The organism is Nocardioides sp. N13(2025), from assembly GCF_051912545.1.
Classification (GTDB): domain Bacteria; phylum Actinomycetota; class Actinomycetes; order Propionibacteriales; family Nocardioidaceae; genus Nocardioides.
In genome coordinates, this window is sequence record NZ_CP196809.1 from 1,943,657 (window position 1) to 1,968,287 (window position 24,631).

The following is a 24,631-nucleotide window of genomic DNA, read 5'->3' on the forward strand; positions in this document are numbered from 1 at the left end:
TTCTCCCCTGGTGTCTTGCCTCGTGTTCGCCACCTGTTGTCAGGTGCCGGTGAGTGCCATCCGTGCGCGGCGGACCTGCCGCCACCCCGTCGTCCTCAGTCGCTCGCCGGGCGGCGCGGTGCGTGGCGCCGGTCCCGAGAGCGTCTGCTCCAGCCATTGCGCGGTCATCCCGCGCTCGACCGTGATGCGTGCCATCCCCCATCGGTCGTCCTGCACGTGCGAGTGCGTGTTCTTCACCCCGACGGCGTGGTCGAAGCCGACCTCCTCCACGAGGCGCTGCACGCCGCTGTCGTGGTAGCCGTAGGGGTAGGCGAAGCTCTGCACCGGAGCCCCGAGCGCGTCCTCGACCAGGCGCTTGCTGTCCCCGATCTCCTGCGCCGCGAGGCGCCGCGACACGGCGTCGAGCGCGACGTGGCGATGGCCGTGCGCGCCGACCTCCCAACCGGCCGACGCGATCTCCGCCAGCTGCGGCCTCGAGAGCATCCGCCCCGGGGCCCCCCCGGTGCCGGCGCGGTCGTCGCGCATCCACCCGCTGGTCACGTAGACGGTGCCGACCATGCCGTCCATGGCGGGCAGAGCACGGGTGAGCGCGTCCTCGAAGCCGTCGTCGAAGGTGACGGCCACGCAGTGGTCCGGCCAGACGCCTCCGGAGTCCTTGAGCCAGACGAGGTCGCTGAGCGTGATGGTGTTCCACCCGCCGTGGCGCAGGACGGCCATGTGCTCGTCGAACTGGCGACGCGTGACCGACCACCGGGCCACCTCGCGGGCCGGGTCGTCGTCCACCGAGTGGTAGAGCAGGATCGGCAGCGGCATCATCCGACGTACCTCCCCCGTGCGTAGCCCGCCGAGGTGAGGCTGAGCCCGGCGACGATCGCGGCCGAGCGCGCCAGGCCCCTCACCTCGCCGGTGACGGCGTCGCGCAGTCCGCGGACGAGTCCGCGGGGAAGCGTGCGTCGGGTGTAGTCCCACTCGGAGCTGAGCGCGTCCTCGGGGCCGACGAGGGCCGACACCCGCGCCTTGGACAGGCCTTCGGCGTAGCAGCGGCGCGCGAAGTAGGCCCACGAGCACCGGCTCGGCGGCACCCGGTGCCGCACCACGGCGCCGGGCTCGAAGACGACCGCCGACTCGGGCCAGCGGCGGCGCAACTGGATGCAGAGCTCGGTCTCCTCGCATCCGCCGGAGTCGTTGCCGTTGCGGCCGACGGCCGGCGAGAACCGGAGCCCGGCCTCGAACACCTCACGACGGAAGGCCATGTTGCAGCCCATGACGTTGCGGACCTGGGTCCGCTTCACCGGCAGCCCGAGGTAGCTGCAGCCCACCACCCAGTCGAACTCGCCGGGGAACCAGCCCGGGCGGCGCGTCGGCCAGGCGGGCGTCGCCGCACCGCCCACCGCAGCCACGTCGGCGTCGGCGAAGGGCTCGAGGAGCGCGTCGAGCCAGCCCTCGGTCGGCGCGGCGTCGTCGTCGAGGAAGACGAGCACGTCGCCCGAGGCCTGCTCGACGGCCGAGTTGCGCGCGCCGGACAGCCCCTGCTGGTGCGTGTTCTCGACGACGGTGGCGCGCGGCAGGGCCGCGCTCGCCCTCCGGAACAGCGTGTCGTTGTGGTCGACGCACACGAGGACCTGTGCCGAGCCCCCAGCCTGCCGCTCCACCTCGTGGACGGCCTCGACCAGGTCGTGCCAGCGATCCATCGTGTAGCAGCAGATGATGACGCTGAGCGTCGACCCGGACGCGTCAGAGCGCATGGTCCGCACCGACGGTCGCCTCGAGGTTCTCCTCGGACGCGATCGCCAGGACGGGTGCCAGCTCCGACCTCTGCTCGGGGATGACCACCCACGGCGCGCTCGACCGGGCCGGCATCGGCAGGATCGGCGACGTGGGGAGCAGGCCTTCGTGCATCCCGACGGGCGACCCGCTGGGCACCGCCCGCCGCGCTGCACGGGAGGGGGTCTCCCGCACCAGCGTCTTCACGATGCGTACGCCGTCGCGCACCGCGTGCAGGTTGCTGCTGCCGTGCAGGCGCCGGCACTCGTAGCTCGGGACCTCCCACACGACCAGCCCGCCCTTGACCGAGCGCACGTTGATCACGGTCTCCACCTCGAACCCCGTGCCGAAGTCGGCCTCGCCGTCGCTGCCGAACCAGGGCCACGGGCTGCTGAGGTGGTCGAGGCAGTCGGCCCAGAACGCGTTGTAGCCGTAGCAGAGGTCGCTGAAGTGCGCTCCGTAGACGTGGTTCGCGACCGCACAGAGGACCTTGTTGCCCAAGGAGCGGATGAAGGTGATGTCCGCGCTGCCCCCGCCGTGCATGTAGCGCGAGCCCTTCGCGAAGTCGGCGCCGGCGACGAGGGTCGCGACGAACCGGGGGATCTCGGCGGCGTCTGCCGAGCCGTCGGCGTCGAGGGTGACGATGATGTCGCCGGTCGCGTGCATGAAGCCGAGCGCGAGTGCGTCGCCCTTGCCCTTGCCGGTCTGCTCGACGATCCGGACGCCGGGGCGGAGAGCGCGCGCAACCTCGATGGTCCCGTCGGTCGACCTGCCGTCGACGACGATCACCTCGTGCAGGTCGAGCGGCAGACGGCTGAAGACGAGGGGCAGGTTCGCCGCCTCGTTGCGGGTGGGCACGATCACGCTGACGCGCGGGGCCTCCCGGTTGCGTCGGCCACGGCGATCCGCCATGACGCTCTCAAGTCCTTGTGTCCCCGTTCCGCCCAAGGTCGCGGTCACGATCGTCACGGTGCCTCCCCGAAGTGGTGTGCTTGCCTGGTCGCCCCTTCACCTCAGTGGCCCCCCCAAGAACACCGGGCAAACACAACGTGAAGAGAACGCTTCAGGAATACCCCGCCCCTCAGGGCCTCCACCCGCACCGTTCCGCGTATCACCAATATTGAGCACCTACCCCCGCGGCGGTCTGTCCAGCTCCTTCCGGGACCAACACTCGACGCCGTGCAGGCAACGGGGACGAGGGAGGAGCGAGCGCTCTTCCACAACGCGTACGCGCTGATGGCGGCGACCGTGATGTCGTCCGTCCTGGGGATGGGCTTCTGGGCCGTCGCGGCCCGGCTCTACGACACCGAGACGGTCGGGCGGGCCTCGGCCGCGATCTCGGCGATGCTGCTGCTGTGCAACGCCGCCCAGCTCAACCTGTCGGTGGGGATGATGCGCTTCCTGCCGGTCTCGCGCGGCACCGAGCGCCGGGTCATCCTCGTGAGCTACACCGTGGCCACGTGTGCCGGTCTCGTGGCCGCGACCGGCTTCCTCCTCATCGCGCCCCTCGTCTCCGGCGAGGTCTCCTTCCTGCGTGACTCCGGGGTCTCCCTGTTGTTCCTCGTCGGCGTGGTGACGTGGGTGGTGTTCTCCTTGCAGGACTCCGCCCTCACCGGGATCCGGGCCACGCTCTGGGTGCCGGTGGAGAACGTCGTGTTCGGCCTGCTCAAGCTGGCACTGCTCGCCGCGCTGGCGACCACCCTGGCGTCCTCCGGCATCCTCACGGCCTGGGTCGTGTCGATGCTGGTCATGCTGGTGCCGGTCAACTGGCTGATCTTCGCGAGGCTCCTGCGCCGTTCCGCGGCTCCCGCGCCGGAGGCACGCGCGCCGGGCCTGGGCGAGATGGCCCGCTTCATCGGAGGTGACTACGTCGGGACCCTCCTCTCCCACCTGTCGTCCACGGCCCTGCCGCTGCTGGTCATCGCCATGGCCGGACCGGAGGAGAGCGCCGTCTTCTTCGTGGCCTGGACCATCAGCGCAGCCCTCGACTTCATCGCCACCGGCACCGCCTCGTCCTTCCTGGTCGAGGGCGCGAGCCGCGAGGACCGGGTGCACACCTACCGGCGTGCAGCCGCGAGGCGGGCGAGCCTCCTCCTGCTGCCCGCAGTCGTCGGCACGTCGCTGCTCGCCGGTCCGGTGCTGTCGGTGTTCGGGCAGGAGTACCGCGACGCCACGTGGGCGCTGGTGGTGCTGTGCGCCGCAGCGGTCCCACGCATGTTCCTGCTCCTGCGGATCTCGTTCCTCAGGATCCAGCGCCGGATCCGGGCCGTCGTCGGCCTGCAGGCCCTGGGCTGCGTGTCGATGCTCGGGCTGTCAGCCCTCGGCCTGTCCTCCGGCGGAGGCTCGCTCTCGGTCGCCGTGAGCTGGCTGGTCACGGAGGTGCTGGTCCTCGGAGCCTCCGAGCTCGCTATTCGGCGCGGCCCGCGGCCCACCCACGCAGCGGCTCCAGGACCGGCGCCGCACCCCGCCGCACCCGAGAACGCCATGGCGGCTCGATCGCGTACTCGTGGCTGACCCTCAGCTCAGCACCGAACCCCGCTTTGAACCGGGCCAGGCCCGAGCCGGGCTGCGTCAGCCCCATCGCGTAGCGGTCCGCCCCCTGGGCGCAGGCGTGCTCGATCGCGGACGCCTGGAGCAGGTCGTTGGCCCGCACCGGGCCGGCGAGCTCGAGGTCCATCGCTCCACGCCAGTAGGCGTGCTCGGTGTCGTGGGAGAGCACGATGAGGGCGCCCACGACCGCGCCGCCGTGTCGTGCCAGCCAGATGCCGCAGTCGTCACCGAGCCGGCTCAGCACCGCCTCGTACTTGGCCATCGGCTCGGAGAGCGTCGCCCGCAGCTCCATCACGCGATCGGGCACACGGGTCTGCTTCGCCCACCGCTGGACCGACAGGCGGTACAGCCGGTGGAACTCGGCCACGGCCTCGAGGTCGGTGCGTCTCTCGACCACCACCCCGGACTTCTCGGCCTTGCGAACGGCCCGGCGTACCGACGACGCGAAGCCTGACGACACCGCCGGCCAACCGTCGCCCAGGTCGATCTCGTAGGAGTGGTTCTCCCCGACCATGCTCCACGCGACACCCGCCCCGGCGAACAGGTCGTCCTGCACCGGAGGTGGGCGCAGGCGCACCTCGCGCGCGCCCCGACGGCTCAGCTCGGCGATCGCTGCGCCGACGTCCGCCACCGTGGCGGCGCCGGGCGTGACGATGCCGCCGAACCCCCAGCCCCTGGGCAACGACTGGATCGCCCGGGACGGTCCACGCCGTCGGAGTGCCGGCAGCACGACCTCGTGACCTGCGGACTCCGCCACGACGGTCGCGTCGACGAAACGCCCCGTGTCGACCGCCGCCGCGCGCCAGGCCGGGGTCTGGAAGGGCGTCATGGGCACCGTCGAAGTCTGGATGCTCGGGCGTCAGCAGTCCACCGGAACGACAGAACCTTGACGCTTCCTCGGGGACGCCCTGTGGTCAGGCCCGGAGGATCGAGTCACCGTCCACCGTGATCTCGACGGGAGCCAGCGCCGAGGTGGCGGGCCCCGAGACGGGAGATCCGTCCTCGAGGGAGAACTTGCTCGAGTGGCACGGGCACGGGATGTCGCCCTCGGTGCTCGTCTCGACCAGGCAGCCCTGGTGCGTGCAGACGGCGGTGAACGCCTTGAAGTCGCCCTCAGTCGGCTGGGTCACCACGACCTTGGCGTCCTGGACGACGAAGCACCCGCCGACCGGCACGTCCGCGGCGCTGGCCAGGGTCTCACCGCTGTCCGAGGCACCCGACCCGTCGGACGGGCCGCTGTCGACCGCGGTCGACCCGTCGGAGCCGCACGCGGCGAGGACGGGTGCGCAGACCGCGAGGGCGGCAGAGCCGGCAAGGGCGCGTCGTCTGTTGATCGAAGCCATGCGGCGACCCTAACCAGCGGCTGGTCAGGACTTCTTCGTCGTCTTCTTCGCCACGGTCTTCTTCGCCGTGGTCTTCTTCGCGGCCGCCTTCTTGGTGGTGGTCCTGCGGCTCGCGGGCTCCGCTGCGGCCGCGGCACGACGCGGCTTTCCGGGCTGCTTGGCCCCGCGCCCCTCGAGGATCGGCTTGAGGAAGGCCCCGGTGTGGCTCGCCTCGACCGCTGCGACCTCCTCCGGCGTGCCCTCGGCCACCACGGTGCCGCCTCGCGACCCACCTTCGGGACCCATGTCGATGAGCCAGTCGGCGGTCTTGATGACGTCGAGGTTGTGCTCGATCACCAGGACGGTGTTGCCCTTGTCCACCAGGCCGGACAGCACGTGAAGCAGCTTGCGGATGTCCTCGAAGTGCAGACCGGTGGTCGGCTCGTCGAGGACGTAGACGGTGCGTCCGGTCGAGCGCTTCTGGAGCTCGCTGGCGAGCTTGACGCGCTGCGCCTCGCCGCCGGACAACGTGGTGGCCGGCTGGCCGAGCCTGACGTAGCCGAGTCCGACTTCGCCCAGCGTCTGCATGTGGCGCGAGATCGCCGGCACGGCGGCGAAGAAGTCGGCCGCCTCCTCGATCGGCATGTCGAGGACCTCGGCGATCGTCTTGCCCTTGTAGTGGACCTCGAGCGTCTCGCGGTTGTAGCGGGCGCCGTGGCACACCTCGCACGGGACGTAGACGTCGGGCAGGAAGTTCATCTCGATCTTGATCGTGCCGTCGCCGGAGCACGCCTCGCAGCGACCGCCCTTGACGTTGAACGAGAACCGGCCCTGCAGGTAGCCGCGCATCTTGGCCTCCGGCGTGGAGGCGAAGAGCTTGCGGATGTGGTCGAAGACGCCGGTGTAGGTCGCCGGGTTGGAGCGCGGGGTGCGGCCGATGGGCGACTGGTCGACGTGGATCACCTTGTCGACGTGCTCGAGGCCGGTGATCTTCGTGTGCCGGCCCGGCACGGTGCGGGCGTTGTAGATCTGCTTGGCCAGCGACGTGTAGAGGATGTCGTTGACCAGCGTCGACTTGCCGGACCCCGAGACCCCCGTGACGGCGGTGAAGACGCCCAGCGGGAAGCTGACGTCCACGTCCTGCAGGTTGTGCTCGCGGGCTCCGTGGACCTTGAGCTCGCGGCCGACCGTGCGCGGGCGGCGTACGGCAGGGACGGGGATCTCGCGGCGACCGCTGAGGTACTGGCCGGTCATCGAGTCGGGGTGGGTGAGGAGGTCCTCCACCGACCCGGAGTGCACGACCTGGCCGCCGTGCTCACCGGCACCGGGGCCGATGTCGACCACCCAGTCGGCGACGCGGACCGTCTCCTCGTCGTGCTCCACGACGATCAGCGTGTTGCCGAGGTCCTTGAGGCGGACGAGCGTCTCGATGAGGCGCTGGTTGTCGCGCTGGTGCAGGCCGATCGAGGGCTCGTCGAGGACGTAGAGGACACCGACGAGCCCGGCGCCGATCTGGGTCGCGAGCCGGATCCGCTGGGCCTCCCCTCCCGACAGCGACCCGCTGGGCCGGTCGAGGGAGAGGTAGTCGAGGCCGACGTCGAGGAGGAACTGCAGGCGCTCCTGGATCTCCTTCAGCACCCGCTCGCCGATCTGGCGCTCGCGGACGGAGAGGTCGACGGTGCGGAGGTAGTGGGCGGCCTCGTTGATCGGGAGCGCGCACACCTCCGCGATGTTCTTGCCACCCTCGTCCTTGGCGCCCAGCGTGACCGACACCGATACCGGCTTGAGCCGGGTGCCCTGGCAGGCGGGGCAGGGCACCTCGCGCATGAAGCCCTCGAACCGCTCACGGCTGGTGTCGGACTCCGCCTCGCGGTGACGCCGCTCGACGTAGGGGCGGACGCCCTCGAAGGCGGCGTAGTAGGCGCGCTGGCGGCCGTAGCGGTTCTTGGTGACGACGTGGACCTTGGTCTTGTGGCCCTCGAGCAGCGATGTGCGCGCGTGCTGGCTGAGCTGGTCCCACGGCGTGTTGAGGTCGAAGCCGAGCTCCTCGCCCAGGGCGTTGACCAGGCGGAGGAAGTAGTCGGCGACGTGCGCGCCGCTCCACGGCGCGATCGCGCCCTCGCCCAGCGTGGCGCCCGGGTCGGGGACGACGAGCTCCGGGTCGACCTCCATCTTGGTGCCGAGGCCGTGGCAGACCGTGCAGGCGCCGAACGGAGAGTTGAAGGAGAACGAGCGCGGCTCGAGGTCGTCGGTGTCGATGGTGTGGTCGTTGGGGCACGCCATCTTCTCCGAGAACTTCATCTCCCGGCCGGGGTCCTTGGCGTCGAGGTCGACGAAGTCGAAGACCACGAGCCCGCCGGCCAGCCCGAGGGCCGTCTCGACCGAGTCGGTGAGGCGGCGCTTCGACGACTCCTTGACCGCGAGGCGGTCGACCACGACCTCGATCGTGTGCTTGAGCTTCTTGTCGAGCGTCGGCGCCTCGTCGAGCGAGTGGGTCTCGCCGTCGACCCGGGCCCGGCTGAAGCCCTGCTGCTGGAGCTGGCGGAACAGCTCGACGTATTCTCCCTTGCGGCCGCGGATGACCGGGGCGAGCACCTGGAAGCGACGGCCCTCCTCGAGCGCGAGGATGCGGTCGACGATCTGCTGCGGCGTCTGCCGCTCGATCGGCGCCCCGCAGGTGGGGCAGTGCGCACGGCCGGCGCGGGCATAGAGGAGGCGGAGGTAGTCGTAGACCTCGGTGATGGTGCCGACGGTCGAGCGCGGGTTCTTCGAGGTGGACTTCTGGTCGATGCTGACCGCCGGGCTCAGGCCCTCGATGAAGTCGACGTCGGGCTTGTCCATCTGGCCGAGGAACTGGCGGGCGTAGGCCGAGAGCGACTCGACGTAGCGGCGCTGGCCCTCGGCGAAGATCGTGTCGAAGGCGAGGCTGGACTTGCCGGAGCCGGACAGGCCGGTGAAGACGATGAGCGAGTCGCGGGGCAGGTCGAGGGAGACGTCCTTCAGGTTGTGCTCGCGGGCGCCCCTGATGATGAGCTGGTCGGCCACAGTGGTCCTCTGTCTGGCAGCTTTGTCGGAGTCGAACACATGTTCGTCTCGGTCGTGCGTCGGGGTCAAGCCGACGCACCGTTCCACCCTCTCACGCAGCACCGACAGCGGGTCCATCGATCACCCGGGCGGGTGGACTCCGGAGAGAGGCGGGAGGTGGCACCATGTCTCCCGTGACCGATGTCGCGGGCGTCACGCCCGAGCTCCTCGCCCAGGCCGACCGGGCGCTCGTGCGCACGGTCGACGGCCTCTCCGACGACCAGTATGCGGAGCCCTCCCAACTCCCCGGCTGGACCCGCGCCCACGTCGTGGCCCACCTCGCGCTCAACGCCGAGGGCCTCGCCGGCGTGCTGCACGGCGCCCATGTGGGACGACCGCAGGCGATGTACGCCTCGCCCGAGGCCCGCGACTCCGACATCGACGACCTCGCCGGCGCCGCACCCGCGGAGGTCCGCGACCGGTTCCTGGCCGCGACCGGCCGGTTCGCCGACGCGCTCGAGGCGATGGCCGACCCCGACTGGGACGGCCGCTTCGAGCGCACGCCCGGCGGCCCTGACTTCGCGCTGGCCAACGTCCCGTTGATGAGGGTGCGCGAGGTCGAGATCCACCACGCCGACCTGGGAGCGGGCTACTCCGCCGCCGACTGGCCCCGCGACTTCACGGTCGTGCTGCTGCAGTCGATGACCAAGCGCCCCTACCCCGCGCCCTTCACCGTCCGGGCCACCGACCTCGACCGATCGTGGCACTACGGCGCGGGCGAGGACGGAGCCGTCGTCACCGGTACGTCGAGCGCGCTCGGCTGGTGGCTGACCGGCCGGGGCTCCGGCGACGGCCTCGAGTCCGACACGACCGACCTCCCTAGGGTGGAGCCATGGTGAACGAGAACGAGTCCTACACCGGCGACGTCTCCCCCGGCGGCGCCCCCGACGTCCGGGTGCTCGGCGAGCTCAGCGTGACCAAGCTCGCGGTGGACCCGAAGATGTCCAACAACTGCTACCTGCTGCACTGCACCGTCACCGACGAGGTGGTGCTCATCGACGCCGCCGCGGAGCCGGAGCGCCTGCTCGAGCTGATCGGCGACAGGCCGCTCACCTCGATCGTCACCACCCACCAGCACTGGGACCACCACCGCGCGCTGGCCGCGGTGAAGGCCGCGCACCCCTCGGCGCTCGTCGTCGCCGGGGACGCCGACGCCGACGCCATCGAGGAGCAGACCGGGGTCCGGGTCGAGCGCCGCGTCGGCGCGGGCGACAAGGTGGCTGTCGGGCCCTGCGACCTCGTCGTCATCCCGGTCGCCGGGCACACGCCCGGCTCCATCTGCCTCCTGCTCGACGACCCCGCCGTCGCCCCCACCCCGCACCTCTTCACGGGCGACTCGCTCTTCCCGGGTGGCGTCGGCGCCACGTTCGGCGACGCCGACGCCTTCACCCAGCTGATCGACGACGTCGAGGAGAAGGTCTTCGGCCGGCTCCCCGACGAGACCTGGTTCTACCCCGGCCACGGCAACGACGGCGTGCTCGGCACCGAGCGTCCCCACCTCGCGGAGTGGCGCGCCCGCGGCTGGTGAGCCGTCTGCCGACGTGAGTCGGCGCGCGCGTCGTGGCAAGGTGGAGGTCATGAGCACCCGCGAGCTGACCCTGGCCGACTTCGAGCAGACCGTGAGCGGCGAGGGCATCGTCCTGGTCGACTTCTGGGCCGAGTGGTGCGGACCGTGCCGCCAGTTCGCGCCCGTCTTCGAGAAGGCGTCCGAGGACAACCCCGACATCGTCTTCGCCAAGGTCGACACCGAGGCCGAGCAGCAGCTGAGCCAGATGGCGGCGATCACCTCGATCCCGACCCTGATGCTCTTCCGCGACGGCATCCTGCTCTTCAACCAGGCGGGCGCGCTCCCGCCGCAGGCGCTCGGCGACGTCATCGCCCAGGCCCGCGAGCTCGACATGGACGCCGTGCGCCAGGAGGTGCAGGCCGCGCAGGAGGCCGCCGCCGACGGCCCGCAGGACGAGGTCGGCCTCGACGACTTCGCGGCGGCGCACAGCCAGGGGGCGTACGTCGTCGACGTGCGCGAGGCAGACGAGTGGGCCGGCGGCCGGGTGCCGGGCGCCGTCCACATGCCGATGAACGACGTGCCGACACGCCTCGCCGAGCTGCCCCGCGAGACCCCGTTCTTCGTCATCTGCGCGGTGGGCGGACGCAGCCGTCAGGTCGTCGACCACCTCCGCGCCCAGGGCCTCGCCGCCATCAACGTGGCCGGCGGCACCAGCGGCTGGGCCCAGCGCGGCTGGCCGCTCGAGAGCTGAGCCGTCCGGGGCAGCCGGACCGGAGGGTGAGGTAGTCCACCCCTGCCGGTGGTCCCGGTCGGCGACTAGGGTGGCCGGAGCCCCGGGAGGTTCCCTTGAGACGCACCCCTGTCCTCGCGCTCGTCGTCCTCGCCACGGCGGGAGTGCTGTCCTCGCCCGCCCCGCTGGCGGCCAGCCCGGCGGCGGACGACGTCCGCTCGGCACCGCTGCGGTGGAGCACCCGCACGGTCTACGACGACGACTTCTCCGGCACCAGGCTCCACCCCGGGTGGAGCCGCTACGACAGTCCCTACAGCTCCGGCCCGGAGAACTACGCACGCCCCGACCACTTCGCCCTCAACGGCAAGGGCCAGCTGGTGCTCACCATGAAGTACCGCACGTCCGGGAAGGACGGTGCGGCCTGGTACACCGGCGGGGCGATGCTCAACGAGAAGTACGGGGGCCGCTTCCAGTCGATCGACATCCGTTACAAGGTCGTGAGCAAGGGTGTCCAGTCGCACCGCAACATCCCGATGCGCTGGGTCGACGACCCTGACTACGAGTGGTACGAGGGCGAGACCAACTTCAACGAGGGCACGTCGCTGAGCAGCGTGACGACGTTCCTCCACTACGCCGAGGACGAGCAGGACTCGAAGACGTACCGCGTCGACATGACGAAGTGGCACCGCTGGCGGTTCGTGCACACCCCCGACCGGCGCATCCGCGTCTACCTCGACGGCAAGCAGGTGTGGGACTACCAGGGCACCGCGACCACCGTCCCCGACGCCTTCCGCCGGATCGTGCTGCAGCAGGAGGTCTCGAGCAGCCACTACCCGTCGTCCACCAGCGGCACCGAGCGGATCCTGGTCGACTACCTGAGGGTGCGCACCTTCACGCCCCGGTGACCGCGCCCACCTCGGTCGGCCCTGCGCCGTGGGATAGCCTCGGCGGGTGCTGATCAGCGACTCGCGGAAGGTCCTCTTCGTCCACGTTCCCAAGACGGGCGGCGTCTCGGTCGAGGAGACCGTGAAGGAGGCCTGCCCCGACGCCCGCAAGGCCCGCGTCCCGATCGGTCGGCACGCCACCCTCGGCAAGATCATCAAGCACGAGCCGCAGGTCGTCGACTACTGGACGTTCGGCTTCGTCCGCAACCCGTGGGCGCGCATGGTCTCGTGGTACTCGATGATCTCCGCCTGGGACCGGCGCCACGGCCCCGCCAGCGGCAAGCCGCAGGACGTGAAGCACGGCTCGATGCGCGACGGCAACGACATGTGGCGCGCCGCGGCCGCCTACTCGGGCTTCGACGAGTTCGTGATGCGCGGCACCGAGGAGCTCCCCCGCGTCGGCACCCCGCAGGTCCGCTACCTGCGCGCGCCCAAGGTGGGCCGCGAGGTCGACTTCATCGGCCGCACCGAGAACTTCGTCGCGGACCTGCAACGGGTCCAGGTGCAGCTCGGCCTCGAGCCGTCCACCCCGGTCCACAAGAACAAGTCGAAGCACGGCACCTACCACGACTACTACACCGACGAGACGCGCCAGCGGGTCGCCGAGGTCTACGCCGAGGACATCGACACCTTCGGCTACACGTTCTGACCGAGCTCGTCCAGCCGGGTCCCGCGCGCGCCCGACCACTCGCCCGTGTCGGCGAGCCGGCGCCACACGTCGTACTCCGGGGCGAAGTGCTCCTCCAGCGCTCGCCGCGTCGCCGCGCCGAGCTCGCCGCGCTCCGCGGAGGAGGCGTTGCGGCGCTCGAACTCCAACGGGACGCCGATCCGTTCGCTGAACCACGCCGACCACACGTCCGGACGCTCGACGCTGAAGAGGCGGTCGACGGCGACGGCACCGTGGGCCCGGATGAACTTCGCCGGGCGTCCCTTCGGGACCGGGGCGTCGTCGTGCCCGGCGAGGTAGTGGTGCGCGAACTCCTCGAACGTCATGTCGGCCGTCGACTGCCGGGCGTCGTCCCGCGCCCGGTAGCGCCACCACGACTCGAGCCAGGCGATCGGCTCACGGAACATCGCGACCAGCTCGTACGACTCGCGCGGGTGGCCCTGCTCGGCGAGCTCGTGGGCCTTGGTGTGCACGAAGCCCCGGGCGGGGAGGTGCTTGCGGGCCGGGGGCGAGCCGACCACCTCGGTGGCGTACGGCGACAGCGTCCGCTCCAGCGACGTGCTGGCGGTCTTGGGCAGCGCGAGCAGCACGAAGTCGTGGCCGGGGCCGCGCCCGAGGAACGTCATCACGCGCCGATCATCCCCCATCGGCCCGCCTCACCGGCCGCCCCTTGTCGGCGAGGCCTTTCACCCGTGCGTGGGCTAGCCTCGCGCCCGTGCTGATCTCCGACTCGCGCCGTGCACTCTTCGTGCACGTGCCCAAGACGGGCGGGGTGTCGGTCGGGGTGACCTTCAAGCGGACCTGCCCCGACGCGCGCAGCAAGACGCCCGGCGTCACGCCGCCGCTGGGCCGGCACGCGCCGTACGAGCGGATCCTCCGCGCCGAGCCGCACGTGGCCGACTACTGGTCCTTCGCGTTCGTGCGCAACCCGTGGGCGCGGATGGTGTCCTGGTGGTCGATGATCCACGACTGGGACCTCTCCCACGGACCGTCGAGCGGCAAGCCCCAGGAGACGGCGACGCAGATGCGGGGCAACGACATGTGGCGCGCGGCGTCGCGCTACTCGGGCTTCGAGGAGTTCGTGCTCCGCGGGACCGAGGAGCTGCCGCGCGTCGGGCGACCGCAGGTCGACTACCTCCGGGCGCCGGGGCGCGAGGTCGACTTCGTGGGACGGACCGAGACCTTCGACGAGGACCTCGCCGAGGTCGAGCGCCGTCTCGGGGGCGAGCCGACCCCCGTCCCGCACCGCAACAAGTCCCCCCACGGCAGCTACCGCGACTACTACTCGGACGCGTCGCGGGCGAAGGTGGCCGAGGTGTACGCCGCCGACCTCGAGGCGTTCGGCTACACCTTCTGACCGCACGGACGCCGGGTCGGGCTGGTGCCTGACCCGGCGTCCGGGTGGTGCGGAGGGGTGGTTCAGCCGGCGCGGTACTCGTTCCAGGCGTCGCTCATGCGGGCGGCCTGGCCGTCGGTGAACTGGTACATGCAGGAGTCCTGCGTGTAGTCCATGTAGTTGTGGATCGGGTCGAAGCCCGGCGACTTCGGGCACGAGTCCGTGGTGTCGGCCGGGCAGTTGAACTGCGGGACGGCCTCGGCCGGGGTGTCGGCGACCTGGTCGCCCTGACCGTTGCAGCCGCCCTGGAACGTGTGGTAGAGCGCCAGCCAGTGGCCGACCTCGTGCGGCAGCGTGTCGCCCAGGGCGTACTTGCCGGCGGTGCCACCGGGCATCGACTCGTCGAGGATCACCACGCCGTCGTCGCTGCTGAGCCGCTTCGTCGGGAACGTCGCCCAGCCGAGCAGGTCGTCGCCGATGTTGGCGGTCCACACGTTGAGGGTGTCCTTCCCACCGACGCGCGTCGCGGCCTTCATCTCCTTCTCGACCGGCCCGGGCACCACGCCGTACCAGGCGTCGTTGTAGGAGAAGTCGATGGAGACGAGGTCGAAGGAGAACGGCGTCGGAGCAGACGCTCCGTCGCCCTTCCGGGCGGCTGCGCGACCGGCGTAGGCCTCGTTGAGCACGGCCACCTGGTCGTTGACCAGCGTGGTGAGCCGATTCTCTGCAGCGCTGATCCCGTCGGTCTGCTCGGCGGCCGGCAGGACCACGTGGAAGTAGGTGGGGACCGCTACGGAGCCGGCGGCGAGGGTCGAGGTGTTGGCGAGGTTGGCGTACTCCTCACCCGTTCCCTTGAAGGGTCGCGGCTCCGTCTGCTTGGAGCCCTGGCGCACGCGGGCGTCGGCCGTGGCGTCGGCGTGGGAGTCCGCGCACGCCTGTGCGCCGGGCGACAGCGCCAGCGCGGTGGCGGGGACGGCTGCGGTGGCGGAGAGCGTCGTGGCGGTGAGGGCCATCGAGCCGGCCACGACGAGGCCGCGGAGGGAACGGGAGGGTCGCATCCGGGAATCACCTGTCTGTCGGGGTGTGGGACCGGAGCAACGTAACCGCCCGGTCGGCACGACGGATAGACCCTCAGGTGTGCTCCGCGGACGCTCCACCCGCTGCGGCGCCGGGTGCTGCAAGATGGCCGCCCGTGGACGCACTCGACACCTGGACCCGCTCCGAGCACACCGCCGACGTCGTCGGCCGGCCGACGACGCACCCTGTGTGGCGCAAGGGCAGCGGCCCCGGCGTGGTCGTCGTCCACGAGATGCCCGGCCTGACGACCGGCGTGATCCGCTTCGGCGAGGAGCTCGTCGCCGCCGGCTACACCGTGCTGCTCCCCCACCTCTTCGGCCCGGTCGCCCGCGAGTTCAGCAACCTCGACGTGGCCCGCACCATGCCGAGCATCTGCGTGAGCCGCGAGTTCACCAAGCTCGCCCGCGGCGTCACCACCCCCGTCGCCGGCTGGCTGCGCTCGCTGGCCCGCGACCTCCACGCCGAGCTCGGCGGCCCCGGCGTCGGGGCCCTCGGGATGTGCTTCACCGGCGGCTTCGCACTCGCGATGATGGTGGACGACTCGACCGTCGCGCCCGTGCTCTGCCAGCCCAGCGTGCCGTTCATCGGCTCGGCCGCACGTGCCGCCGACCTCAACCTCTCCCCCGCCGACGCCGACGTCGTACGCCGTCGGGCGGGCGAGGGCTGCGCCGTGCTCGGCATCCGCTACGCGTCCGACCCGCTCGTCGGCACCCGCTTCGACACCCTCACCTCACTCATCGGCGACGCCTTCATCCGCGTCGAGCTGGACGGCACCGGCCACTCGACGGTCACCGAGCAGCGCTCGCAGGTCGCCGTCGACGCCGTGCTGGCGTTCTTCGGCGAGCGCCTGCACGCATGACCTCTTCCTTGGCGACCGACCGGGCGGTTCCTCGCGCTGCGCGCGGCCGACCGGGCAGTTCCTCGCGCTGTCGGGGTCGGTCAGAGCCGCCAGCGGAATGGCTCGCGGGTCGTCGCCGGCAGCCAGTCACTCACGGGATCGCCGTTGCTGAGATCCATGGACCATGCGGTCCAGCGGAGCACCTTGGCGCCCTTCTTGACCTGTTCGAGCGCGACCACGACGCGATAGGTCGTCGCATCGACCTGGGTCACCGGCAGCATGCGGCAGCTGTGGGGCCCGGTGGAGTCGCCGCTGGTGTCGCTGCAGACCTCGCCGTGCAGGTCGCCGTCCTGCGTGGTGACCCTGACCATGCGCCGGGTCCGCCTGTCCTTGACGAACTGCGCTGTCATGCCGCCCGGCCGCTCCAGGCTGCCCTTCCCCGGGCGCGAGTGCAGCCTGAAGGTGACCTGGATGCGCTTCTTGCGGTTCAGGGTCTGCAGACGGACCGCTGCCAGGTCGATGCCACCCCCCACGCTCGCGAGGAAGACATCGTTCCTGGGGTCCTTCTCGGTCGTGCTCGAGGCGTGGGCAGGCACGGCGCTGCCCACGGCGACGGCGAGCGCAAGGCCGATCGGCGCTGCCAGCAGCCTGGTGGTCCTCGACGTGGTCATGCGCTGGTTCCCCCGCTCCGGTCGGATGACGTCGGGGACATTGTCCACGATCGGCGCGCGCCGCCCGACCATCCTCAGCTGGGGCAGGTGCCGCCCGTGCGCTCGTAGATCGCCTTGGCGCCGGCCGACAACCGAGCGACCTTCGGCCCCTCGACCTCGAGCCCGATGAGGAGCATGCAGCGACCCTGCGTCCAGTAGACCTGACCGATGGCGTTGCCGTGCACGTCAGGACCGGTCCAGCCGGTGGCGCCGGGGACCTCGGGCACCCGGAAGCGCCTGATCGTCGCTCCTGGGATCTGCAGCCGGATCGCCTCGAGGCTCGTCTCGTACGCCATCCAGTCTTGTGCGCCGGTCCGCGTGAAGAAGAGCAGGACGCTGCTCACGCCCGCTCCCTGCCCTTCGGCGGGTTGGTAGGTCGTGGAGATGTAGCCACTGCGCCGCAGTCGCTCGGCTCCGTCCTTGTCGAGCTCGAACGGCTCGCCCAGCGGGCTCATCGGCGTCGACACCGGCCGCAGGCCAGGGACCTCGTCGGCCCGCAGCAGGAAGTCGTCGAGGTTGGCCGGGGTCACCATGGACGTGGGCTCCGGCGTGCGCGTCGGGCGCCCGGGATCGTCCCCGCAGCCGACGAGGAACATGCCGAGGAGCGCGGTGAGAGACATGCAGGCAGGCGTCCGCATCGCTCCACGATCCGCCCCGCCGCGCCGCTCAGCAAGGCAGAGCGCCAGGACGTACGCCCCGGGAAGCGTCAGGCGTGCCGCACAGCGCCGTAGTACCGGCGAGTAAGTTGGGCACGTGAGCTTCCTGCGCCGCCAGAGCATCGTCGCCGCCCTGACCGCCAACGCGCTCCGCCCGCCGCGCAACCAGCGGGCCGGGATCCCGGCCTTCGTCGCCGGGTGGTTGTTCGGCGAGACAGCCCCCCAGATGCTGGCGCTGACCGCTCTGGACGTCGCGACCCACCTGACCAAGGGCCGGCGCCGAGGCTTCAAGGCGAAGGCAGGCCTCGCCCTGGCCGGCGCCAGCGCGCTGGGGATGGCGCACATGGTCCGCCAGAGCCAGCAGGTGGGCGACGTGCTCGAGGACGCGCTGGTGGAGGGCCTTGGCGTGGACTACGTCGAGCACATCGACGAGGTCCCCGACCCGGCTGACCTCGCGACGCCGTGGCGGCAGCTGGCGCGGCCCTTCAACTTCGCCGACGCGGGCGTGCGCGTGATCAACGACCTGCCCTACAGCGAGGCCGGCAGGCGGGGCCACCTCGACATCTACCTCCCGGCCGGCGAGGACGCCATCGAGGGCGCGCCCGTCCTCGTGCAGGTCCACGGCGGCGCCTGGACGGTCGGTCGCAAGGAGGACCAGGGCCGCCCGCTGATGAACCGGATGGCCGCCAAGGGCTGGGTCTGCGTGGCGATCAACTACCGGCTCTCCCCCCGGGACGCCTGGCCGGCACACATCGTCGACGTGAAGCGCGCCATCGCCTGGGTCAAGGACCACATCGCCGACTACGGCGGCGACCCCGACTACCTCGCGATCACCGGCGGCTCGGCCGGCGGGCACCTGACCGCACTCGCGGCGCTGACGCCCGGCGACCCCGACTACCAGCCCGGCTTCGAGGACGCCGACACCAGCGTGCAGGCGGCCGTGCCGTTCTACGGCGTCTACGACTTCGCCGGGTCCACCGGGCTGACCAACGCCATCGGCATGCGCGACGCCTTCCTCGGCCCACGCGTCATGCAGACGACGTGGACCGACGCGCCCGACGTCTACGAGGCCGCCTCCCCGATCCTGCGGATCACCCCGGACGCCCCCGACTTCTTCGTCATCCACGGCGAGCTCGACACCCTCGTCGCCGTCGACCAGGCGCGCTTGTTCGTCGAGGCGCTGCGGCGTTCGTCGCAGAAGTCCGTGGTGTACGCCGAGCTGCCGGGCGCCCAGCACGCCTTCGACGTCTTCCACTCCATCCGCAGCGCCCACGCGGTCCGCGCCGTCGACCGCTACCTCACCTGGCACTGGAACACCTGGCGCCACGGGGTCGAGGCCGACAGCGGCGACGAGCCGGAGGACTGGGGCGACTCGGCCTGAGGGTCACGCCTGCGTGATGAACCCGACCTGGTTGCCGGCAGGGTCGGTCACCAGCGCCAGCGACGTGCCTCCGCCGACGGCCGAGACCGGGCGTACGACGACTCCGCCGGCTGCCTCGACCTCGGCGACCTTCGCCTCAAGGTCGTCGGTCTTCCAGTAGACGACGGGCCCGGTCATGTGTTCGTGCTCGCCGTGGGGGTTGAGGCCGATCTCCTGGCCGTCGAGGTTGAAGCCGACGTAGTAGGGAGTCTCGGTGTGCGGCTCCGCAGCCCAGGCGACCTTGTAGAACGCCGTCGCGGCGGCGAGGTCGGCGGTGGGGATGACGATCGTGTGGTTGCTCATGATTGCTCCTCGGTCGGGTGATGCCTTCACCCACCTGACGTCTGCCGGTGCCGAGGTGTGACCGCCCGACTCGGCGCTCGCGGGGGCCGGTCCCCCGCAACGAGGAGGACCGGCCCGAGAGGAGACCTGGCATCACACCTAGCAAGCGCCCCTGACCTTGGGCAGCAGGCACCCGGTGGTGAACGTGCCGGAGATGGACTCAGTGACACCGTTGGTGGTGTCGCTGATCGTCACGTTGGTGTACGTCACCGACGCGATCTCCTCGGACTGTCCGGGCGGGCAGGAGAAGCTTCCCGAGCTCGGCGGCTGCAGGGTGAGGGACGCGGTGACCTGGCCGTTCTTGCCGGAGCTGAACGTGTCGCTCGCCGACACTGGGCCGGAGACGCTGGTCTTGTTGGAGGCGCTCGGGTTGCCACCGCCCTTGTTCACGCACACGTAGACGGCCGTCGCGTCCGCCGTCGCGGTGTAGTCGATGAGCTGGTTGGTTCCGAGACCGGCTTCCTTGAAGCTGACCGTCAGGTCAGCGCCGCTGAGCTGCGCGCTGACGCGGACGAAGTGCGGGCTGTCCGCCTGGGCTGTGGTCGCAAGGGCCACGACGAGGATGAGTGGTGCACACAGTGCGATGAGGAGTCGTCTGAACATGGGTCGTTCCTGACAGGTGTAGCGCGCCGGCGGAGGACGGCGCCGAGGATGCGACGAGGTCGTCCGGCCGACGCTTGGAGCGTGATGCGGGTGGCGGCGGAACGCGCCCTGGCCGTCCCGCCCTGGGGTGGAGAACCCGGAGATCCGTGTTCTCCGCTCGTGTTCGTCCTGATCGACCGCGACCAGCCTCGGCCGGGGCGGTCCGTCCTCCAGAATCCGTCCCATCCCGGATCCTGTCATCGCCACAACGGGGAATGGACCAGACCAGGGAGGGGCCGCACTAGGCTCCTCCTCCGTGATCCCCGCAGAGCTCCTCGAGCACGCCCGCGCCGCCAAGGGCTTCATGCCCGAGGACGAGGGAGCGCTGCTGCACCGGTGGGCGCGCGAGCGCCTGCCCCACGGGCCGGCGCTGGAGGTCGGCACCTACTGCGGCAAGTCCGCGATCTGGCTGGGCGGTGCCGCCCGCGAGGTCGGCGGCACCGTCTTCACCGTCGACCACCACCGCGGCTCGGAGGAGAACCAGGCTGGGTGGGAGCACCACGACGACAGCCTCGTCGACCCCGACCTGGGCGTCATGGACACCCTCCCGACGTTCCGCCGCACCATCGCCGACGCCGGGCTCGAGGAGCAGGTCGTCGCAGTGGTCGGCCGCTCCGAGACGGTGAGCCGCTGGTGGCGCACACCGCTGTCGCTGCTCTTCATCGACGGGGGCCACGGCGTGGAGCCGGCGCGGGCCGACTTCCGGGGCTGGCCGCACTGGGTGATGGCCGGCGGCGTCCTCGTCATCCACGACGTCTTCCCCGATCCCGCCGACGGCGGCCGGCCGCCCTACGAGGACATCTACCTCCCGGCGCTGGCCAGCGGCGCCTTCACCGAGGTCGAGGCGGTCGGATCGATGCGGGTGCTACGACGTACGTCGGGAGACGCCGGCGAGCCGCTCGCCTGAGCCGTCGTCCGACCGGCAGCCGCACTCGAGGCCGAGCTCGGCAAAGTCCGGCGCCAGGGTCGTGCCGCGCATGATGTCCGCGCCCAGCGTGCCCTCCGACAGGGCGTCGACGGCCAGGACGACCGCGGCTGCGGTGTAGGTGGTCTGCTCGTGGGGCCAGTTCACGCCGTCAGGGAAGACGTAGCCGGTCCAGTAGGAGCCGTCGTCCGTGCGCAGGTGCTGCATGTCGGACAGCAGCCGTAGCGCTCGTTCGCGGTCGCCGATGGCCTCGAGCGCGAGCACGAGCTCGCAGGTCTCGGCCCCCGTCACCCACGGGTTGGTGGACACGCAGCGGATGCCCAGGCCGGGCTCGACGAACGTGTCCCACTGCTCGGCGATCAGGTCGTGGGCCGCCCGGCCGCGCACGGCGCCGCCGAGGACCGGGTAGTACCAGTCCATCGAGAAGGTGGACTTGTCCAGGAAGAGGTCGCGGTGCTCGCGCAGCGCGTGGCCGAGGCGTCCGCCCGCCAGCTCCCACTCGGGTTGGGACTCCCCCACCAGCTCGGCCAGGGCCACGCCGGCTCGCAGGCTGTGGTGGATGCTCGACGAGCCGGCGAGGAGCGCGTCCTCGTTGACCGTGGCGGGTTGCCCGTCGTGCCACTCCTGCGACCAGGCGATCCCGCCGAACGGCAGCTGCAGGGAGACCACCCAGTCCAGGGCGCGGCGCACGGTGGGCCACAGGTCGCGCACGAAGGCCTCGTCGCGGGCCACGAGCCAGTGGTGCCAGACCGCGACCGCGAGGTAGGCCGACATGTTGGACTCGCCGGAGTGGTCCTCGACCTCACCCGCCACGATCTTCATCGGCCACGAGCCGTCGGCACGCTGGGTGTCGCGCACCCACGCGAAGGCACGCTGGGCCGCCTCGCGCTGGCCGCCGACCATGAGCGCCATGGCGGCTTCGAGGTGGTTCCAGACGTCGGTGTGCTCGCCGCGCGACCACGGGATCGCACCCGACGGCTCCTGCACGGCGGCGATCGTCGCCGCCGTCTGCTCGACCTGCGCCCGCGTCAGGATCATGCGGTCGTGGGCGCCGGCTTGGTGAAGTAGAGCACCATGCTCTTGCCGATCAGCGGGTCGAGGACCTTGCCGGCGACCTGCAGCGCCCTGGGGTTCTTCACGATCTCCCAGACCAGCAGCTTGTGGTAGGCCTTGGCCAGCGGGTGGTCGTCGTTGGTGACGCCGACCGCGCACTTGATCCACCAGTACGGCGTGTGGAGGCCGTGGGCGTGGTCCTTGCCGGTGAAGACCATCGCGTCACCCGGCGTGCCGTCGTTGGAGCGACCGGCCTTGGTGACCTTATCGACGAGCTCCTCGGTCGTGTAGATCCGGACGTGCCCACCCTCGGCGTTGTGGTAGTCGTCGGAGAGCTTCCAGCTGACGATCTCGGGCAGCCAGCGCGGCACCGAGATGGCCAGGGTGCCGCCCGGGCGGAGGACGCGGACGAGCTCCTTGATCGCGTCGACGTCGGCGTGGATGTGCTCGAGCACCTCGGCCGCGACGATGCGGTCGAACTCGCCGTCGGCGAACGGCAGGGCGAGGGCGTCGCCCTCCTTGACGTCGGCCTCGGCGCCCTCGGGCACCTCGCCCGCCTCGCGCATCGCCGCGAACCACTCACGCACGGTGGCCAGCTCGTCGGCGTCCTGGTCGAACGCGACGACGTCGGCCCCGCGCTTGTACATCTCGAAGGCGTGCCGGCCGGCGCCGCAGCCCATGTCGAGCACACGGTCGCCCGGGCGCAGCCCGAGCCGGTCGAAGTCAACGGTCAGCACGGTGGCTCTCCCTCTGGCTGGCCCTCTCGGATCGGAAGGCGGTGATGGTCTCCTCGTAGGCGGCGGCGGTGGCCTCGGCCACGGCGCGCCAGCTGAACAGCTCCTGCACCCGGGCCCGCCCCGCCGCGCCCATCGTCGTACGACGCTCGGGGTCGTCGAGCAGCGCGGCGATCGCGGACTCCAGCTCACCGACGTCGCCGGGGGTGACCAGGTCGGCGCACTCGCCGTCGGGGCCGACGACCTCGGGGATGGCGCCGGCGCGCGAGACCACGAGCGGGGTGGCGCAGGCCATCAGCTCGGCGGTGGGCAGCGAGAAGCCCTCGTAGAGCGACGGCACGCAGGCGACCTCGGCCGAGCCCATGACCTCGACCAGCTCCTCGTCGCTGACCCCGTTGACGAAGGTGACGCGGTCGGCGATGCCGAGCTGGTCGATCAGCTGCTCGGTGCGGCCGCCGGGCTCGGGGCGGGTGACGAGGACGAGGGAGACCTCGCGCTCGACGCTCAGCTTGGCGAAGGCCTCGAGCAGGGTGGCGATGCCCTTCATCGGGGCGTCGGCGCTGGCCATCGCCAGGATCCGGCCCGGCACGCGGGGCGCGGTCGGCGGGCGGAAGACGTCGTCGACGCCGAGCAGGATCGTCCTCATCCGGGCAGGGTCGACCCCGAAGTCGCGCGCGACGTCGCGGCGCGAGGACTCCGACGGCACCAGCACCATGCGCGCCCGCTTGGCGACCCGGCTCTGCATCCGCAGGAAGCCGTACCACCGGCGCAGCGTCAACCGCTTGCGGCGGGTGGGCGCGGTCTGCAGGTCGATCGCCCGGTCCATGGTGATCGGGTGGTGGATCGTCGTGACGACCGGCAGCCCGTAGGACTCCAGCTCCATGATCCCGGTGCCGAGCACCTGGTTGTCGTGGGCGACGTCGAAGTCACCGGCCCGGTCCTTCATCAGCCGCGCGATGCGCGAGCTGAACGTCTTCGGCTCGGGGAACCCGGCCGTGCACATGGTGAGGAACTCCTCGACGTCGATCAGGTCGCGGAACTCGCGCAGCTTCGGCACCCGGAACGGGTCGGGCTCGCGGTAGAGGTCGAGGCTGGGCACCTTGGTCAGCCGTACGCCCTCGTCGAGGTCGGGGTAGGGCTGCCCGGAGAAGACCTCGACGTCGTGGCCCAGGCGTACGAGCTCGCGGCTCAGGTGCCGGATGTAGATGCCTTGGCCGCCGCAGTGCGGCTTGCTCCGGTAGGACAGCATGGCGATGCGCACGTGTTCTGCCTTTCAGTCCTGCTCCGGGGTGGCGCTCGAGAAGCCCCCATTATGCCTACTGGCCGGTAGGGCCCGGCGCGGTCACCCCTCGCTGGAGTGGCCCGGGAACACGTGCGCCGACGGGTCGATGGCCACCGCGGCGTTGTTGACGGCGGTGGCGGCCTCGCCGAAACCGACGGCGATGAGCCGCACCTTGCCGGGGTAGTCGGTGATGTCGCCCGCCGCGAAGACGCGCGGGAGGTTGGTCCGCATCGCGGAGTCGACGACCACGTGGCGCTTCTCGGTGACCAGGCCCCACTGCTGGATCGCGCCGAGGTCGGCGATGAACCCGAGGGCGGCGACCAGTGCCTGGGCCTTGCGGACCTGCGGTTCCTGGCCGTCGACGGTGATCTCCACCTCCTCCAGGTGGCCGTCCCCACGCAGCGCGGTGACCTGGGCGTTGGTGACGATCTCCACGCTCGAGTCCTTCACCGCGGCGACCGTGCGCTCGTGGGCCCGGAAGGCGTCGCGGCGGTGCACGAGGGTGACGGAGGCGGCGATCGGCTCGAGGTGCTGGGCCCAGTCGAAGGCGCTGTCGCCTCCCCCGACGATCACCACGTCCTTGCCGGCGTAGGGGGCGAAGCTCGGCACGAAGAACTCCATGCCCCGACCCACCCAGCCGTCGCCGGCCGGCAGCGGCCGGGGGCTGAACTTGCCGATGCCGGAGGTGATGAGGACGGCGCCGGCGACGACGCGGGTGTCGTCGTCGAGGGTCACGACCACGTCGTCGTCGCGGTGCTCGAGGGTGGTCGCGGTGCGGTCGAGGAGGTACGTCGGGTGGGCGGTGGCGGCCTGCTCGACGAGGCCCTCGACGAGGTCACGCCCCTTGATGCTGGGGAAGCCGGCGACGTCGAGGATCGCCTTCTCGGGATACATGGCGGTGATCTGGCCGCCCAGCTCCGGGAGCGAGTCGACGACCGTCACGCTCATCCCGCGGAACCCGGCGTAGTAGGCGGAGTAGAGGCCCGTCGGGCCCGCTCCGATGATCAGCAGGTCGGTCGTCACGTCGTCCACGTCGCGATCCTAGGTG

General features: G+C 71.2%; 26 protein-coding genes and 1 pseudogene. 11 read left to right on the forward strand and 16 right to left on the reverse strand.

From position 1 onward, the window contains the following. Positions 1 to 39: 39 nt before the first annotated feature. Genes ACS3YM_RS09345 through ACS3YM_RS09355 form a run of 3 tightly spaced genes read right to left on the reverse strand, consistent with a single transcriptional unit; the run spans position 40 to position 2,676 of the window. Positions 40 to 816 (reverse strand): polysaccharide deacetylase family protein, encoded by a 777-nt coding sequence (locus ACS3YM_RS09345; protein ID WP_439939791.1) that lies wholly within the window; start codon positions 814 to 816, stop codon positions 40 to 42. Beyond that, a complete protein-coding gene (locus ACS3YM_RS09350) occupies positions 813 to 1,745 on the reverse strand; it encodes a glycosyltransferase family 2 protein (protein ID WP_439939792.1) in 933 nt (310 codons plus the stop codon). Before ACS3YM_RS09350 ends, ACS3YM_RS09345 begins: the two co-directional genes overlap by 4 nt. Beyond that, entirely contained in the window at positions 1,735 to 2,676 is a 942-nt protein-coding gene (locus ACS3YM_RS09355; RefSeq protein WP_439939793.1) for a glycosyltransferase family 2 protein, read from the reverse strand. Before ACS3YM_RS09355 ends, ACS3YM_RS09350 begins: the two co-directional genes overlap by 11 nt. 267 nt (positions 2,677 to 2,943) lie before the next feature. On the opposite strand from ACS3YM_RS09355, the gene ACS3YM_RS09360 reads away from it, so the two are divergent. Next, a complete protein-coding gene (locus ACS3YM_RS09360) occupies positions 2,944 to 4,278 on the forward strand; it encodes a lipopolysaccharide biosynthesis protein (RefSeq protein WP_439939794.1) in 1,335 nt (444 codons plus the stop codon). Here ACS3YM_RS09360 and ACS3YM_RS09365 read toward each other — a convergent pair. The 3 genes from ACS3YM_RS09365 to uvrA form a co-directional block, all read right to left on the reverse strand. Continuing rightward, positions 4,172 to 5,143 (reverse strand): GNAT family N-acetyltransferase, encoded by a 972-nt coding sequence (locus tag ACS3YM_RS09365; RefSeq protein ID WP_439939863.1) that lies wholly within the window; start codon positions 5,141 to 5,143, stop codon positions 4,172 to 4,174. The two genes, ACS3YM_RS09360 and ACS3YM_RS09365, sit on opposite strands and share 107 nt — an antisense overlap. An 85-nt stretch (positions 5,144 to 5,228) precedes the next feature. Further along, the gene (locus tag ACS3YM_RS09370; protein WP_439939795.1) at positions 5,229 to 5,657 is read right to left on the reverse strand and encodes a Rieske 2Fe-2S domain-containing protein; all 429 of its coding nucleotides are present in this window, start codon (positions 5,655 to 5,657) and stop codon (positions 5,229 to 5,231) included. A gap of 24 nt (positions 5,658 to 5,681) precedes the next feature. Next, on the reverse strand, positions 5,682 to 8,681 hold the full coding sequence (uvrA, locus tag ACS3YM_RS09375; RefSeq protein ID WP_439939796.1) for an excinuclease ABC subunit UvrA: 3,000 nt from the start codon (positions 8,679 to 8,681) through the stop codon (positions 5,682 to 5,684). Positions 8,682 to 8,854: 173 nt separating this feature from the next. Between uvrA and ACS3YM_RS09380 the strand changes: the two genes are divergently transcribed. From ACS3YM_RS09380 to ACS3YM_RS09405, 6 genes and pseudogenes are all read left to right on the forward strand, one after another. Then, positions 8,855 to 9,559, forward strand: a complete 705-nt coding sequence (locus ACS3YM_RS09380) for a maleylpyruvate isomerase family mycothiol-dependent enzyme (RefSeq protein ID WP_439939797.1) — start codon at positions 8,855 to 8,857, stop codon at positions 9,557 to 9,559. Continuing rightward, the gene (locus ACS3YM_RS09385; protein WP_439939798.1) at positions 9,553 to 10,248 is read left to right on the forward strand and encodes an MBL fold metallo-hydrolase; all 696 of its coding nucleotides are present in this window, start codon (positions 9,553 to 9,555) and stop codon (positions 10,246 to 10,248) included. Before ACS3YM_RS09380 ends, ACS3YM_RS09385 begins: the two co-directional genes overlap by 7 nt. Positions 10,249 to 10,297: 49 nt before the next feature. Next, positions 10,298 to 10,657: pseudogene (gene trxA / locus ACS3YM_RS09390) on the forward strand (thioredoxin); the annotation flags it as partial. Then, the gene (locus ACS3YM_RS09395; protein ID WP_439939864.1) at positions 10,640 to 10,978 is read left to right on the forward strand and encodes a rhodanese-like domain-containing protein; all 339 of its coding nucleotides are present in this window, start codon (positions 10,640 to 10,642) and stop codon (positions 10,976 to 10,978) included. The pseudogene trxA and the gene ACS3YM_RS09395, both read left to right, overlap by 18 nt. Before the next feature lie 95 nt (positions 10,979 to 11,073). Continuing rightward, positions 11,074 to 11,862, forward strand: coding sequence for a hypothetical protein (locus ACS3YM_RS09400; protein ID WP_439939799.1), 789 nt, complete (start codon positions 11,074 to 11,076; stop codon positions 11,860 to 11,862). A gap of 46 nt (positions 11,863 to 11,908) precedes the next feature. Then, positions 11,909 to 12,550, forward strand: coding sequence for a sulfotransferase family 2 domain-containing protein (locus tag ACS3YM_RS09405; RefSeq protein WP_439939800.1), 642 nt, complete (start codon positions 11,909 to 11,911; stop codon positions 12,548 to 12,550). Here ACS3YM_RS09405 and ACS3YM_RS09410 read toward each other — a convergent pair. Then, positions 12,538 to 13,197, reverse strand: a complete 660-nt coding sequence (locus ACS3YM_RS09410) for a hypothetical protein (protein ID WP_439939801.1) — start codon at positions 13,195 to 13,197, stop codon at positions 12,538 to 12,540. The two genes, ACS3YM_RS09405 and ACS3YM_RS09410, sit on opposite strands and share 13 nt — an antisense overlap. A gap of 86 nt (positions 13,198 to 13,283) precedes the next feature. Here ACS3YM_RS09410 and ACS3YM_RS09415 point away from each other — a divergent pair, with 86 nt between their 5' ends. Next, positions 13,284 to 13,925 carry a sulfotransferase family 2 domain-containing protein gene (locus ACS3YM_RS09415; protein ID WP_439939802.1) on the forward strand — a complete coding sequence of 214 codons (642 nt, stop codon included), beginning with the start codon at positions 13,284 to 13,286 and terminating at the stop codon, positions 13,923 to 13,925. A 62-nt stretch (positions 13,926 to 13,987) separates the two neighbouring features. On the opposite strand, the gene ACS3YM_RS09420 is transcribed toward ACS3YM_RS09415, so the two are convergent. Next, positions 13,988 to 14,962, reverse strand: coding sequence for a zinc metalloprotease (locus ACS3YM_RS09420; RefSeq protein ID WP_439939803.1), 975 nt, complete (start codon positions 14,960 to 14,962; stop codon positions 13,988 to 13,990). Positions 14,963 to 15,096: 134 nt separating this feature from the next. On the opposite strand from ACS3YM_RS09420, the gene ACS3YM_RS09425 reads away from it, so the two are divergent. Beyond that, a complete protein-coding gene (locus tag ACS3YM_RS09425) occupies positions 15,097 to 15,840 on the forward strand; it encodes a dienelactone hydrolase family protein (protein WP_439936181.1) in 744 nt (247 codons plus the stop codon). A gap of 80 nt (positions 15,841 to 15,920) precedes the next feature. Here the strand turns inward: ACS3YM_RS09425 and ACS3YM_RS09430 are convergent, their stop codons facing one another. After that, positions 15,921 to 16,562, reverse strand: coding sequence for a hypothetical protein (locus ACS3YM_RS09430; RefSeq protein ID WP_439936182.1), 642 nt, complete (start codon positions 16,560 to 16,562; stop codon positions 15,921 to 15,923). Between the two features lie 2 nt (positions 16,563 to 16,564). Continuing rightward, positions 16,565 to 17,149 (reverse strand): hypothetical protein, encoded by a 585-nt coding sequence (locus ACS3YM_RS09435; protein ID WP_439936183.1) that lies wholly within the window; start codon positions 17,147 to 17,149, stop codon positions 16,565 to 16,567. A gap of 133 nt (positions 17,150 to 17,282) precedes the next feature. Here ACS3YM_RS09435 and ACS3YM_RS09440 point away from each other — a divergent pair, with 133 nt between their 5' ends. Next, positions 17,283 to 18,566, forward strand: coding sequence for an alpha/beta hydrolase fold domain-containing protein (locus ACS3YM_RS09440; protein WP_439936184.1), 1,284 nt, complete (start codon positions 17,283 to 17,285; stop codon positions 18,564 to 18,566). 3 nt (positions 18,567 to 18,569) lie between these two features. Here the strand turns inward: ACS3YM_RS09440 and ACS3YM_RS09445 are convergent, their stop codons facing one another. Next, complete coding sequence (locus tag ACS3YM_RS09445; RefSeq protein ID WP_439936185.1) at positions 18,570 to 18,908, reverse strand: VOC family protein; 339 nt, start codon at positions 18,906 to 18,908, stop codon at positions 18,570 to 18,572. A 138-nt stretch (positions 18,909 to 19,046) separates the two neighbouring features. Then, positions 19,047 to 19,550, reverse strand: coding sequence for a hypothetical protein (locus ACS3YM_RS09450; RefSeq protein WP_439936186.1), 504 nt, complete (start codon positions 19,548 to 19,550; stop codon positions 19,047 to 19,049). A gap of 343 nt (positions 19,551 to 19,893) precedes the next feature. On the opposite strand from ACS3YM_RS09450, the gene ACS3YM_RS09455 reads away from it, so the two are divergent. Beyond that, complete coding sequence (locus ACS3YM_RS09455; protein ID WP_439939865.1) at positions 19,894 to 20,496, forward strand: class I SAM-dependent methyltransferase; 603 nt, start codon at positions 19,894 to 19,896, stop codon at positions 20,494 to 20,496. Here the strand turns inward: ACS3YM_RS09455 and ACS3YM_RS09460 are convergent. The 4 genes from ACS3YM_RS09460 to ACS3YM_RS09475 form a co-directional block, all read right to left on the reverse strand. Then, the gene (locus ACS3YM_RS09460; protein WP_439936187.1) at positions 20,455 to 21,552 is read right to left on the reverse strand and encodes a prenyltransferase; all 1,098 of its coding nucleotides are present in this window, start codon (positions 21,550 to 21,552) and stop codon (positions 20,455 to 20,457) included. The genes ACS3YM_RS09455 and ACS3YM_RS09460 overlap by 42 nt on opposite strands. Further along, positions 21,549 to 22,304 carry a class I SAM-dependent methyltransferase gene (locus tag ACS3YM_RS09465; protein WP_439936188.1) on the reverse strand — a complete coding sequence of 252 codons (756 nt, stop codon included), beginning with the start codon at positions 22,302 to 22,304 and terminating at the stop codon, positions 21,549 to 21,551. Before ACS3YM_RS09465 ends, ACS3YM_RS09460 begins: the two co-directional genes overlap by 4 nt. Then, complete coding sequence (locus ACS3YM_RS09470; RefSeq protein ID WP_439936189.1) at positions 22,291 to 23,562, reverse strand: glycosyltransferase family 4 protein; 1,272 nt, start codon at positions 23,560 to 23,562, stop codon at positions 22,291 to 22,293. The genes ACS3YM_RS09465 and ACS3YM_RS09470 overlap by 14 nt, the downstream gene beginning before the upstream one ends. Before the next feature lie 81 nt (positions 23,563 to 23,643). Then, positions 23,644 to 24,615, reverse strand: a complete 972-nt coding sequence (locus ACS3YM_RS09475) for an NAD(P)/FAD-dependent oxidoreductase (protein WP_439936190.1) — start codon at positions 24,613 to 24,615, stop codon at positions 23,644 to 23,646. Between the last annotated feature and the right edge of the window lie 16 nt (positions 24,616 to 24,631).

Bases quoted from the DNA above. Each gene is read 5' to 3' on its own strand.
- ACS3YM_RS09345 (WP_439939791.1), bottom strand. From the start codon at position 816: ATGATGCCGCTGCCGATCCTGCTCTACCACTCGGTGGACGACGACCCG.
- ACS3YM_RS09350 (WP_439939792.1), bottom strand. From the start codon at position 1,745: ATGCGCTCTGACGCGTCCGGGTCGACGCTCAGCGTCATCATCTGCTGC.
- ACS3YM_RS09355 (WP_439939793.1), bottom strand. From the start codon at position 2,676: ATGGCGGATCGCCGTGGCCGACGCAACCGGGAGGCCCCGCGCGTCAGC.
- ACS3YM_RS09365 (WP_439939863.1), bottom strand. From the start codon at position 5,143: ATGACGCCCTTCCAGACCCCGGCCTGGCGCGCGGCGGCGGTCGACACG.
- ACS3YM_RS09370 (WP_439939795.1), bottom strand. From the start codon at position 5,657: ATGGCTTCGATCAACAGACGACGCGCCCTTGCCGGCTCTGCCGCCCTC.
- ACS3YM_RS09385 (WP_439939798.1), top strand. From the start codon at position 9,553: ATGGTGAACGAGAACGAGTCCTACACCGGCGACGTCTCCCCCGGCGGC.
- ACS3YM_RS09420 (WP_439939803.1), bottom strand. From the start codon at position 14,962: ATGCGACCCTCCCGTTCCCTCCGCGGCCTCGTCGTGGCCGGCTCGATG.
- ACS3YM_RS09430 (WP_439936182.1), bottom strand. From the start codon at position 16,562: ATGGTCGGGCGGCGCGCGCCGATCGTGGACAATGTCCCCGACGTCATC.
- ACS3YM_RS09435 (WP_439936183.1), bottom strand. From the start codon at position 17,149: ATGTCTCTCACCGCGCTCCTCGGCATGTTCCTCGTCGGCTGCGGGGAC.
- ACS3YM_RS09445 (WP_439936185.1), bottom strand. From the start codon at position 18,908: ATGAGCAACCACACGATCGTCATCCCCACCGCCGACCTCGCCGCCGCG.
- ACS3YM_RS09450 (WP_439936186.1), bottom strand. From the start codon at position 19,550: ATGTTCAGACGACTCCTCATCGCACTGTGTGCACCACTCATCCTCGTC.
- ACS3YM_RS09455 (WP_439939865.1), top strand. From the start codon at position 19,894: ATGCCCGAGGACGAGGGAGCGCTGCTGCACCGGTGGGCGCGCGAGCGC.
- ACS3YM_RS09460 (WP_439936187.1), bottom strand. From the start codon at position 21,552: ATGATCCTGACGCGGGCGCAGGTCGAGCAGACGGCGGCGACGATCGCC.